Here is an 11,170-nt window from a genome sequence, read left to right as displayed (position 1 = left end):
TGTAGCGGCTGGATGAATGCTCCCCGGAAGTGCTGGCTGAAAATTCCTCAGTCCAGCGCGACTGCCTGTGCCCAAGGGCTCGCCCCGGGTCCCAGGCGGCGCCGGCCATGCCCCAGGATGCCGCCCGGCATCACGGGAGCAGCCGGTGGTCACCCTTGGGGAGCTCGTCATGATCCTGGACCTCGCCCGGCAGGGCCTGACCGTCTCGGCCATCGCTCGCCGTACTGGCCACGACCGCAAGACCATCCGCACCTACATTGCGCGCGGCCTGGAGCCGCCAGCGTACAAGCCGCGGCCGCCAGCTCCGTCACCGCTGGCGCCCTTCGAGGCCTTTCTGCGCGAGCGCGTGGGCCGCTTTCCTGACCTGACCGGCCGGCGTCTCTGGCGCGAGGTCCGCGACCTTGGCTTCGCCGGCGGCTACTCCACGGTGACCGACTTCCTGCGGACCGTCCGGCCCCCGGCTACTCCCGGCTTTGAGCGACGCTTCGAGACCCCGCCGGGACGCCAGGCCCAGGTCGACTTCGCCCACTTCCGGGTTCGCTTCGAGGACGAGCCCGGCGCCGAGCGGATCGTCTGGCTGTTCTCCCTTGTGCTTGGCCACAGCCGCATGATGTGGGCCCGCTTCGTCGCCCAGCAGGACCTCGCCACCGTGCTGCGCTGCCACGTCGCCGCCTTTGAGGCGCTCGGCGGCGTGCCCGAGCAGATCCTCTACGACCGGATGCGCACCGCGGTCCTCGGCGAGGTCGACGAGCGCGGCATCGTCTACAACAGCAAGCTGCTCGCTCTCGCCGCCCACTACGGCACCGTGCCCAAGGCCTGCCGGCCCTACCGCGCCAAGACCAAGGGTAAGGTCGAGAGGCCGTTCCGCTATGTTCGCGAGGACTTCTTCCTCGCGCGCAGCTTCCGCAGCCTCGACGACCTGAACGCTCAGTTCACCCAGTGGCTCGACCAGGTCGCCAACCGTCGCCTGCACGGCACCACGGGGCGCATCGTCATCGAGCACTTCGCCGAGGAGCGCCCCTCCCTCAAGCCGCTCCCGGCCGGGCCGTTCAACGCCGTGCTCCGCCTCGAGCGGCGCATCTCGCACGAGGGCATGATCTCGGTGGGCGGCAATCTCTACTCCGTCCCGGACGGCACCCGCCGGCGCCCCGTCGAGGTGCAGGTCACCGCCGCCGAGGTCCGCATCCTCGAGGAGGGACGGCTCGTCGCCGTCCACCCTGTGCTGGAGGGCCGCGGCCGGCGCCGCATCGCCGAGGGGCACCGTAGCCTGCCGCCGCCACACAACAGCACCACGCCCCGGCACGGAGCCGCAGCACCACCAGGACCGCCCGCCGGCACCCCCGGCGTGACGCCCCGCTCGCTGGCCATCTACGAGGCCGTTGGCCGCCGGCTTGCCGCCGGGGAGCCCGCCCGATGACCGCAGCGCCCGCCACCCTCGACCGCATCCGCCACCACCTGGTGGGCCTGCGCATGCCGCGAGCCCTCGAGGTGCTGGAGCACCTCCTGCGCCAGCTCGAGCGCGGCGAGATCTCCGCCCTCGAGGCGATCGACGGCTTGCTCGACGCGGAGCTCAGCCTGCGCGAGGGCCGCAGGGTCAAGGCAGCCCTCAAGATGGGCCGGCTGCTCACCGTCAAGACGCTGGCCGGGTTCGACTTCGCGTTCCAGCCCTCGCTCGACCGCAACCGCATCCTCACCCTGGCCGGGCTCGACTTCATCAGCCGCCACGAGGTCGTCCACTTCCTCGGCCAGCCCGGCTGCGGCAAGACCCACTTGGCCATCGCCCTCGCCGTCGAGGCGGTTCAGGCCGGCCGCAGCGTCTATTTCACCACCCTAGCCGAGCTGGTGGGCTCGCTGGCCAAGGCCGAGCGCGAGGGCACCCTCCGCGAACGCATCCGGTTCCTCTGCCGGCCACAGCTCCTCGTGGTCGACGAGATCGGCTACCTGCCCGTCGTCGCGGGCGGTGGAAACCTGTTCTTTCAGCTGGTGAACGCCCGCTACGAGCGCGGCGCCATGATCCTGACCTCCAACCGCGGCTTTGCCGAATGGGGCGAGGTGTTCGGCGACACCGTCGTTGCCACCGCCCTGCTCGACCGGCTCCTCCACCACGCCATCGTCGTCCGCATCGAGGGCGCCAGCTACCGCCTCCGTCGCCACGCCGACCTGCTGCCCGACACCAGCTCAGCCCGACCCATCGCCTCACCTGAGCCACCACGCCGGCGCGGCAGACCACCCAAGCTCCGAACAGCCGACCTCAGCGCCGCGACATAGCCACCAGCCGAACTGGGGAATTTTCAGCCAGCGCTTTTGAGGAAAACCTCCTCAGCATTGACACCCTTGCCGAATGGGGCGAGGTGTTCGGCGACACCGTCGTTGCCACCGCCCTGCTCGACCGGCTCCTCCACCACGCCATCGTCGTCCGCATCGAGGGCGCCAGCTACCGCCTCCGTCGCCACGCCGACCTGCTGCCCGACACCAGCTCAGCCCGACCCATCGCCTCACCTGAGCCACCACGCCGGCGCGGCAGACCACCCAAGCTCCGAACAGCCGACCTCAGCGCCGCGACATAGCCACCAGCCGAACTGGGGAATTTTCAGCCAGCGCTTTTGAGGAAAACCTCCTCAGCATTGACACCTTGGCGTGGTGGGGGCTGGGACGGCGGCTCGGTCGGGAGCAGAGGCTCCGGACGAGGGACGTCGCCACCTCGAGGCCGTCGCGGAGCTGGATGCGGCGCGCCGGCAAAACGCGACCCGCGTGCTCGCCTACGTGGAGCGCCTCGCCGGGGCTATTCCGCCGCTGGCGACAGAGCTCCTCGGGTCGGAGGACGCGGCCGCGGAGTGGCTCATGCAGCCGGTGCTGGCCCTTGGGTACAAGCGCCCGATTGACCGGTTGGGCACGGACGCGGGCCGCGAGGAGGTCGAACTCCTGCTCCTGCGCCTTCAGCATGGCGTCTACGTGTGAGCCGGCCGCTCTTGCACGACCGGGTACGGCAAAGCGCAACGCCCGCGCCGGCCCAGACCACCCCAACCCCGAACGGAGGCATCAATGACCCGAGCTGTGCCTGACGCGAGAAGCCTGGATGACCTTGGGCCGCTGGCAGACCGGCTCCTGGCGGAGTTGCCGGCTCTCTTCCTCCGCCAGCATCCAACCGTCCTGATCGGGAGCCTGGACGGCGGCGCGTGCTGGAGGGACGAGGGGGACATCGACGCGGTGGAGCACGAGGGGGTCGAGTACGTCCCGGCCTTCCAGCTCCGTGACGGGCGCCCGCATCCCACGATCCGCGCGGTGCTCGCGGCCTTCCCGCCGGAGCTGACCGCCTGGGATCGGGCCTACTGGTTTGTGTCGTCGGAACCAGGGCTGGGTGGCAGGCGGCCCTGCGAGGCGCTCGACGACGTCGAGGCGCTGGTCGCCTCGGCGCGGCAAGCGGGCGCGGAGATCATTGCGAAGCGTCACCAGACCAAACGCAACCTCGACCTTCACGCACAAGCTGGCAGGCTGAACCGCGCGTCTTTGCAATAAAGCTGGAGGCGCTCCGCCGTGCCTGAACGCCGGAGATCGGGAATGAACGCGTCGGACGAGGATCGCGGGCATCGCCGGGCCGTCGCCGCGCGGGATGCGGCGGCTCGTCGCGACTTTGTCCGGTGGCTGGCCGGTGTGGAGCGCCTGGCCGGCGAGGTCCTGACGCAGGCCGCGGGCGTCTTCGGCTCGCGTGAGGCCGCCGCCGAGTGGCTCACGCGGCCCGCCATGGCGCTCGACCAGAGGCGTCCCGTCGACCTGCTCGGCATGGAAGGCGGCCGCAAGCAAGTCGAGCTTCTGCTCATCCGCCTCGAGTACGGGGTCTACACGTGAGCGGGCAAACTCCGGCAGGTCTCTCCCACGGCTTGGCCCCAGGTTGCCGTGCCGCGCAGGGGTGGGTCTTGGCCGACGGCAAAGTCGAGCGGTGGCTTGCGTGAGGTCGGACAGGCCGGACCTCCGCATGACTTCAGCTGCCAGCCGAGCCGCTATCCCCACAAGCGCGACCGATCGACCCTGGTGTAAGCCGGACGGCAAAGGAGGTCGGCCTTGCTCCCCATTCAGCGAAACGTGACGATCCAGGCCACCCTGGTCGAGGCGGCCGAGCGGGAAGGCCGCGAGATGAACCGCGCTACGGCCGCCCAGATCGAGCACTGGGTCCGGCTGGGTATGGCGTTCGAGAGTTCCCCCGACGTGTCCAAGGTCAAGATCCGGCAAGCCCTGGCCGGGGAGACCACCATCGACGACCTGAACGCCCTGGAGACGAGAGCCTTCTTCGCCAATCTCGCCGCGAGCATGCAGACACCCACCCAGGCCGAGCGCGACTACTACGCCTCCCTGGGCGGATCATCGGAGGCGCCGGGACTAAGCGAGGAGGAGCTCTACGGCGACGCGCTCCCGAGACCTGACAGCGAGGGCACGAGCGCCGGCGAGTGAGCCCACCGGAAGGGACACGAGGGCCGGGCGGCACCGTGAGCGCCGTGACGAGGTCCGCCGGCGCGGGCTACGGATATCTGGGGCCAGTGTGGAGCTTGGAGGCAGCATCGTTTTCCACATCAGCGTGCCGTCCAACGTCTGTGCACTGAACGTCGTCCGGAGGTACCGTCTCCGGCTGAGAGCGCATGGCACGCCCGGTGGGCGGCTTCCACTCGCCTCGCTTGCGGGCGGACCAAGCATAGCGGGGATCGTGGTCCAACAAGTGAAGGTGGTCCGCGAGCCGGTTGCGCTCCAGCCAGCCCACGGCTGCTTCCAGCTCGGCGAGTGTCATGGCGGCGCGCGCCTTGTCACCGGTGACACGCTTCAGGGCCGCGTTGTAGCGGTGATACAGGCCTGGTCCCGCGATCCCTCCGCGCAACCCAGCCGCACCTGCCTCGTCCTCCACCGCCTGCGCCGCCACCATCTCGCCGAGGCGAATGCGCAGGCGCCGCTCAGCAACGGAGGGCACCTCCAGCAGGTCCCCTTGAGTCTCCTCCTGTTCGGGGCGGCGCATCGCCAGCTCTGGCCCCGGCGCGAGCCGGTCGTAGCGCATGGCCAGCGCATTCGAGGAGAGGGGCACAATGCCCTCGTTGGGCACGGGAAGCTGATCCAGCAGCCAGGCGGGCAGCGTGGACGGTCCGCGTCGCGGCTTCGGACGGCGCGCCATGGTGCCCTGCTCTGTCTCCATGCGCCGGCGGAACAGGCCAAAGAGCGGGTCGTCCGGGTGAAAAACCAACGCTTGCTGCGCCTCGTAGGCACCGGCATTCGGGTCCACACGCGTTGCGCGTGCCACCATCTGCTCCAGCCAGGGACGAGAGCGGATGTGGGTGAGGGCCGCCACCACCGCGACCTCCGGCGCGTCCAGCCCTTCGTAGGCCATGGCGACCGTCACCAGCACTGAGGGCTCCGCCATCAGCCGGAAGGCGGCCAGCAGCTCGTGCGCCCGCGGCGTGTCCGAGGTGGCGAGCTGCGCCACGGTCTTGGCCTGCGCCGCTGGGATCCATTGCCGCACCACGGCGAGGTAGTGCCGCGCGGTTGCCTGATCGGGTGCTACGACCAGCAGCTTGCCCAGACCACGCGCGGGAGCGCCGGTTGCTAGTCCACGCACTTGGCGTCGTCGGGCGCGGAGATGGCGGATGGCGACGAACGCCTCGCGCAGCAGCGCCTCGGCGAAGCCGGTGCGGAGCGCGGTGAAGAGGGCAGGGCGGGTGGTCTCGTCGGGGTGCAGGCCGGAGATCCGATGTGGGCCGAGCTCGTTTCCGTCTTCGTCACGCCAGCTGGCCTCACCGTCGAGCGCCCCGAAGGTAACCGGCAGCACGGCGCGCTCGGCAAGTGCCTGGGCGCGGGAGTAACCGACCACAGCCCAGCCCTCAGCATCCAGCGCCACCTCCCGCGTGCGCGCCTTAGGGCCTTTGCGATAGGGCAGCCAAAGAATGCCTTTGCCGTCGGCGCGCTCCAGGGTGCCCGAGAGCAGCAGCCGCACGCGGGCGCATTCGAGCAGCGGCAGGATGGCGCGTGACCAGGCACTGGCCTGGTCCTCCTCCGTCTCCTGTGCGGCCGCCGTCGGGTCTATGTCCGCGAGAGCCGGAAGGTGGTGCACCTCGTCCACCACGAGCAGCGTGCGATGGCGCCTGAACTCGGCCAGGTGCAGATCCGGAGCGGCGGCGACGCCCTGGTAGGTGGTGATGTAGCCGGCGAGCCCTCGGCTCGGATCGGGGGTGTTATCGGCGGCGCGCACCGACAGGCTGTGGCGCAGCGCCTCGCGCCAGTACGGGTCCGCGAAGGCTTCCTCAGCCTGGAGCCGCAAACTGTCGCGTGGCACGACCCAGCAGACCCGATCAACCACGCCGGCCGCGATCAGGCGGCTCGCCGCGATGACGGGCAGCAGCGACTTGCCACCGCCTGGGGTGACCGCGGCGAGGATGTCGCGCGCCTCGGTTTCGCCGGTGGCAATCGCCTCAATGACGCCCGCGAGGCGCTGCTGATGCGAGCGAAGGGGGCGGGTCACAGTGGGGAATGATCTAGAGAGAGCACGTCAAGACACTGATTCAGTGGGATTCCCGTGTCCAGGCCTTCCTGAACCTTGCACGCCGGCACAATTGGGATATATAGTATGTATATCCCGAGAGGCTCACATGACCCGGACCACTCTTTTTCAGAGCAACCGGACACAGGCGGTACGTCTGCCGAAAGGCGTGGCCTTTCCAGAGGGCGTTAGGGACGTCGCGATCCTGCGTGACGGCACGCGCCGGATCATCGTACCGGCTGATGCCAGTTGGGACGACTTCTTTGGCGCACCTGGTATTGACCTGCCGGATCGTGAGCAGCCGCAGTCGGAGGAACGCGAGCGCTTCTGATGTTGCGCTATCTGCTGGACACGAACCTCTGCATCCGCGTGCTGCGAGATCGACCGCAGGGCTTGCGGGTGCGGTTCAACGCCGAGGCCGGGTCGCTCTGCCTCTCAACGGTGGTGCTCATGGAGCTGCTGCACGGAGCCGGCAAGTCGGCACGGCCGACTGAAAACCGGCGAGAGGTGGAGCGCTTCGCCGCGCGGCTCGATGTGCTGGCCTTCGACGCGGACGCAGCAGCCCATGCGGGAGAGATCCGCACCGCGCTGGAGCGCGCCGGGCAGGTCATCGGCGCCTATGACCTGATGATTGCAGGCCACGCAAGGAGCCGCGGGCTGGTCGTGGTCACCGGCAACCTCGGCGAGTTTCGCCGTGTCGAGGGACTGCGCTGTGAGGACTGGCTGTAGCCAGCCGAGAAAAAAGCTCCGCAAAAACAGAGCTAAAGCAGATCGTTTTACATAACTAATATTCTGCGGTCGACGCGGAAGTTGCTGCACAGCGCTACGTGCTGAAACCTGGTGCGGTTCGCTCCACCTACCCCGCCAATTCGGTCCGCCTCCTAGACTTGAATCCGGCGCTTCAAACTTGAATCCGGCTCGATGCGCTGCAGCTTATTTGACGTGATCCGCACTCCGCTGGAAGGCTCAGATGGCAAGAATACCTCGTGAGGAGCATGCCAAGATCCGGGAGCGGGTGGAGATTGGCCAAGAGAAGGTCGCTGCGGTGGCCGCCCTCTACGGCTGCACCCCGGCCAACATCTACGCCATCCTCACTAAGCTCCGACGTGAGGATACCCCTGAGACCAAGCTTTCCGCGCCTACCAAGCCCGCAGAGGCACTCTCGGCCAAACTGCCCGCTCCGGTTGCTGCTGCGTCGCCCTCGGACCTGTCCTCTGGTAGCGAACTTCCTCTCTTCGGCAGACCTTCCAGTTCTGAGTCCCTCGAGCCGGAGAGCCCGCCGGCTGCATCGGTTCACGATGCCATTCAGTCTTCCTCCACCAAGAACGTTCCGGACGCGGCCGCTTCGCCTGCTCCTCGGGGTGCTTCGCCTGGGACATCCTCAGCCAGGTTGCTCTCCCCTGCCCTGCACCCACCAACGGCAGCCCATCCCAGCCTCCAGGCGGCTCCCGCAGCATCAGCCAAGCCGTCCCGCTCGCCCGCTCAGCCTATAGCTCGCCCTGTTATCAGCAAACCAGAACCCGCAGCCCCGTCCTCGGGTTCGAAGCGTGCAAAAACCGGCATTGCACTCCTGATGAGAACCACTGACGGCGAGGAAGCCATCCATCCGTTCCGCTCGATCGAGGAACTGCTTTCAGCGGCCAAGCCGATCCTGCGGACCGCGGCCAAGAGCCCTGAACCGATCTGGTTCTCCATTCAGACCGTTGATTTTGATGCCCTGGAGGATTCCTTCTGAGCCCGCGGTGTTCCTGCCGCCTGGGAAACGGCGTGTCATTGTAAGCTGACCCAGGACGGCTACCTCGCCCGCTTCCAGCGAGTGGCGGCCTTCCGCTGCTTCCAGGCGCCGGTCATTCGGCAGCGGCATCGGGCGCAAGCGCGTCCCGACCCCGATGAACATTGTTGAACCCTGACTTCGCGCTCCCTTACGGAAGGCAGACCGAGCTGCGGGACCTTCCCCGAGGTCCTGGGGCTTTTCTCGTTCCTGGGTCCGCCGAGCGGAGCGACGGCTCCTCTTCGAGCAGGAGGGATCAAAACGGGTGGGAAGCCGCGGGAGGGCGGCACATACTGCAACGAGGGGAGGACCAGACCATGGCGGACGATCTTGAGCTCCGCGTCGAGCGACGCATCGATGCGCCGGTCGAGACCGTCTGGCAGACGATGACGGAGCGGCTCGAGGAGTGGTTCTGCCCGAAGCCGTGGCAGGCCAGGGTGCGCGAACTCGAGTGGAGACCGGGCGGGCGCAGCGCCCTCGTCATGCACGGGCCGAACGGAGAGGAGATGCTGAACGAGGGCGTCGTGCTGGCCTTTGAGCCCAACAGGCACTTCATCGTCACCGATGCGTTCACGGCGGGCTGGCGGCCGGCCGGACCGTTCATGGTCGGGGTCTTTGAGGTCGAGCCCGATGGTGACGGCACCCTCTACCGGGCCAGCGCGCGCCACTGGACGCGGGACGCGCTTGAGCGCCACCAAGCAATGGGCTTCGAGGCTGGCTGGGGAGCTGCCGCGGATCAGCTCAAGGCCTTGGCCGAGGGAACCACCTGAGCGAACGAGATCGCTACGGAACTCCGCTCAAGTCTGGTGCAAGGCGGGAGGGCAACACGCATTTCAGGGCTCTGAAGCGCCTGTAGCGAGCAAGCTGCTTGCCGAAGATTGTGGGCTCTGAACCGCCCCGGGTTCCCTGGAGGCTCCAACTCTTGAGAGGATGGAGTCATGACGAAGAAGACCTCGAACCGGTATTCGCCTGAGGTTCGGCAGCGGGCGGTCCGGATGGTGCTGGACCACGGGGCTGACCATGCCTCGCAGTGGTCGGCCATCGGCTCGATTGCAGCCAAGATCGGCTGCACGGGCGAGACGCTGCGCGGCTGGGTAAGGCAGGCCGAGCGCGACCAGGGCCTGCGGCCGGGCCCGACGAGTGCGGAGGGGGAGCGGATCAAGGCGCTGGAACGCGAGGTCCGCGAGCTGCGCCAGGCCAACGAGATCCTGCGCAAGGCGTCGGCGTATTTCGCGGTGGCGGAGCTCGACCGCCGCTCGAAGCCATGATCGCCTTCATCGACGATCACCGCGAGGTCTACGGTGTCGAGCCGATCTGCAGGGTGCTGCCGATCGCCCCGTCGACTTACCACGCCCATGTTGCCCGGCGCGCTGATCCGGCCAAGGCCTCGCTCCGCACCCGGCAGGACCTCGCGCTCATGGAGAGCATCCGGCGGGTGCATGCGGCCAACTTCGAAGTCTACGGGGCCCGCAAGGTCTGGCGGCGACTGCGTTGCATGGACCAGCTTGAGGGCGCGGGGTTGCGGCTGGCTGGTCAGTAGTCACACGATACGGACATACTCCGGGCGTCCAAGCTCAAGCATGCGGTTCAGCGCGCTGACGGCGATGGCCACCTCGGTTGCACGGCGCCTGTCCGTGCGTGAGCGCAGTCCGCCGCCAATGACCCGCTTGAAGCGCGCGATGTTCGCCTCGACCAGGGCTCGCCAGTTGTAGCCAGAGGCCTTCTGCCAGCCCATGCGTCCGCGCTCAGCAATGGTCTGCAGGTGCTGGTCGCGCTGGGTTGGCGCCGTCTCGGCCATCGCACTTGGCACGGCGCTGGACGGGGGCGGCACAATCACGGCAGCACCGGTGGGCCGTGCGGTGACCTCGCCGTAAACGCCGTCCTGATCATAGACACCATCGGCCGTGAAGGAGGCGATTGGGTCCGCGACCTGGCTGAGCAAGGGGCCGACCTGGGAGGCGTCATCAACGTCGCTTGCCGTCAGTGATGACGCGACGATCCGGCCGGTATCGGCGTCCACGCCGACGTGCAGCTTGCGCCAAGACCGGCGCGTCCTGCTCCCGTGCTTCTCAAGCAGCCACTCGCCGGGCCCGCACAGCTGTAGCCCCGTGCTATCCACCAGCAGGTGCACAGGGCGGCTACCGGGGTGAGACCGAGGCGTCTCGAGTGTCTCTGCCCGGCGGCTGAGCGTGGAGTGGTCCGGGACGGGCAGATTGAGGCCGAGCAGGGCGATGATGGAGCCGATCAGGCCCTCGGTCTGGCGGAGCGCCAGACGGAACACTGTGCGCAAGGTCAAGGCCGTGGTGATCGCCAGGGCGGAGTAACGCGGCTGCCCGCCACGCGTAGTCCGGGGCTCTGCCTTCCAAGCTGAGATCGCCGCGTCCGTGAACCAGACTGTCAAACTGCCGCGCCCACGCAGGCCGGCGTCGTACTCGCTCCAGTTCGTCGCCCGGAACCGCTGCTTCGGAATGCGATGGCGGCGGTCGGCATTCGCCTTGAAAGGCAAGCTCAGGTCCCTTCGAGGATGGCAGGGCATCGTCCCCACCATCCTACCTCGGGCGGATCGCCAAGCCGATCAATGCAACACACCCGGGGGGGACGGCAAATCGGCACTTGCGCTTCCTCTTCTCGACCGGGTATTTCGAAACGGCGTTGCGTTTCTGGATGTCCTTCTGGCACCGGGGCGGCGGCGGTGTCAACGAAACGGCGCGGGGCAGCGCCTTCTCCTCGGGAGGACCACCATGGCCGCAGGCTTCCGCATTCTTCCGCGCCCCCGCCAGGTCGATGCCGCCCTGGTCGAGCGCTTCCGGGCGCTGCCCGTCGCCAACGTGAGCGACGTCATGTCCCGGCTCACGGCCGGCGGCGCGCGGCTGCGCCCGATGCACGCG

The 11,170-nt window shown here is 68.3% G+C and carries 14 protein-coding genes, 1 pseudogene and 1 other annotated feature; of the genes and pseudogenes, 12 read left to right on the top strand and 3 right to left on the bottom strand.

The window, feature by feature from the left end:
- Positions 1–145 precede the first annotated feature (145 nt).
- Both istA and istB read left to right on the top strand, forming a co-directional pair.
- Complete coding sequence (gene istA / locus EAH89_RS29955; RefSeq protein WP_140887689.1) at positions 146–1,417, top strand: IS21 family transposase; 1,272 nt, start codon at positions 146–148, stop codon at positions 1,415–1,417.
- Positions 1,414–2,268 carry an IS21-like element helper ATPase IstB gene (gene istB, locus EAH89_RS29950; protein ID WP_140887687.1) on the top strand — a complete coding sequence of 285 codons (855 nt, stop codon included), beginning with the start codon at positions 1,414–1,416 and terminating at the stop codon, positions 2,266–2,268. The genes istA and istB overlap by 4 nt, the downstream gene beginning before the upstream one ends.
- A gap of 23 nt (positions 2,269–2,291) precedes the next feature.
- Here istB and EAH89_RS33290 read toward each other — a convergent pair whose 3' ends face one another.
- On the bottom strand, positions 2,292–2,453 hold the full coding sequence (locus EAH89_RS33290; protein ID WP_277753912.1) for a hypothetical protein: 162 nt from the start codon (positions 2,451–2,453) through the stop codon (positions 2,292–2,294).
- Here EAH89_RS33290 and EAH89_RS29945 point away from each other — a divergent pair.
- The 5 genes from EAH89_RS29945 to EAH89_RS29925 all read left to right on the top strand — a co-directional run bounded on the left by EAH89_RS29945 (position 2,382) and on the right by EAH89_RS29925 (position 4,446).
- Positions 2,382–2,567 carry an ATP-binding protein gene (locus EAH89_RS29945; protein WP_277753911.1) on the top strand — a complete coding sequence of 62 codons (186 nt, stop codon included), beginning with the start codon at positions 2,382–2,384 and terminating at the stop codon, positions 2,565–2,567. The two genes, EAH89_RS33290 and EAH89_RS29945, sit on opposite strands and share 72 nt — an antisense overlap.
- Positions 2,568–2,751: 184 nt before the next feature.
- On the top strand, positions 2,752–2,958 hold the full coding sequence (locus tag EAH89_RS29940; RefSeq protein WP_140887685.1) for an MbcA/ParS/Xre antitoxin family protein: 207 nt from the start codon (positions 2,752–2,754) through the stop codon (positions 2,956–2,958).
- A gap of 84 nt (positions 2,959–3,042) precedes the next feature.
- Entirely contained in the window at positions 3,043–3,516 is a 474-nt protein-coding gene (locus EAH89_RS29935; RefSeq protein WP_161993852.1) for a hypothetical protein, read from the top strand.
- A 42-nt stretch (positions 3,517–3,558) separates the two neighbouring features.
- Complete coding sequence (locus EAH89_RS29930) at positions 3,559–3,846, top strand: antitoxin Xre/MbcA/ParS toxin-binding domain-containing protein (protein ID WP_140887680.1); 288 nt, start codon at positions 3,559–3,561, stop codon at positions 3,844–3,846.
- A 213-nt stretch (positions 3,847–4,059) separates the two neighbouring features.
- Entirely contained in the window at positions 4,060–4,446 is a 387-nt protein-coding gene (locus EAH89_RS29925; RefSeq protein WP_140887678.1) for a TA system antitoxin ParD family protein, read from the top strand.
- Between the two features lie 67 nt (positions 4,447–4,513).
- On the opposite strand, the gene EAH89_RS29920 is transcribed toward EAH89_RS29925, so the two are convergent.
- A complete protein-coding gene (locus EAH89_RS29920) occupies positions 4,514–6,493 on the bottom strand; it encodes a DEAD/DEAH box helicase (protein ID WP_140887675.1) in 1,980 nt (659 codons plus the stop codon).
- A gap of 127 nt (positions 6,494–6,620) precedes the next feature.
- On the opposite strand from EAH89_RS29920, the gene vapB reads away from it, so the two are divergent.
- The 5 genes and pseudogenes from vapB to EAH89_RS29900 all read left to right on the top strand — a co-directional run.
- Positions 6,621–6,842 carry a type II toxin-antitoxin system VapB family antitoxin gene (gene vapB, locus EAH89_RS29915; protein WP_140887673.1) on the top strand — a complete coding sequence of 74 codons (222 nt, stop codon included), beginning with the start codon at positions 6,621–6,623 and terminating at the stop codon, positions 6,840–6,842.
- Entirely contained in the window at positions 6,842–7,240 is a 399-nt protein-coding gene (gene vapC / locus EAH89_RS29910; protein WP_140887671.1) for a type II toxin-antitoxin system tRNA(fMet)-specific endonuclease VapC, read from the top strand. Before vapB ends, vapC begins: the two co-directional genes overlap by 1 nt.
- Before the next feature lie 844 nt (positions 7,241–8,084).
- Positions 8,085–8,246: a hypothetical protein gene (locus tag EAH89_RS31660; protein ID WP_161993851.1), complete on the top strand. Its 162-nt coding sequence runs from the start codon at positions 8,085–8,087 to the stop codon at positions 8,244–8,246.
- 353 nt (positions 8,247–8,599) lie between these two features.
- Positions 8,600–9,052 (top strand): SRPBCC domain-containing protein, encoded by a 453-nt coding sequence (locus EAH89_RS29905; RefSeq protein WP_140887669.1) that lies wholly within the window; start codon positions 8,600–8,602, stop codon positions 9,050–9,052.
- 168 nt (positions 9,053–9,220) lie between these two features.
- Positions 9,221–9,774, top strand: a pseudogene (locus EAH89_RS29900) (transposase); the annotation flags it as partial.
- Positions 9,505–9,621: a sequence feature (AL1L pseudoknot), on the top strand. Its footprint overlaps the pseudogene before it by 117 nt.
- A gap of 48 nt (positions 9,775–9,822) precedes the next feature.
- Here EAH89_RS29900 and EAH89_RS29895 read toward each other — a convergent pair.
- Positions 9,823–10,788: an IS5 family transposase gene (locus EAH89_RS29895; protein ID WP_140887666.1), complete on the bottom strand. Its 966-nt coding sequence runs from the start codon at positions 10,786–10,788 to the stop codon at positions 9,823–9,825.
- Positions 10,789–11,170 lie beyond the last annotated feature (382 nt).

Source organism: Muricoccus nepalensis (assembly GCF_006438825.1).
Classification (GTDB): domain Bacteria; phylum Pseudomonadota; class Alphaproteobacteria; order Acetobacterales; family Acetobacteraceae; genus Roseomonas; species Roseomonas nepalensis.
Note: the sequence above shows the minus strand (reverse complement) of the source record. Positions and strands in the feature narration are given on the sequence as shown.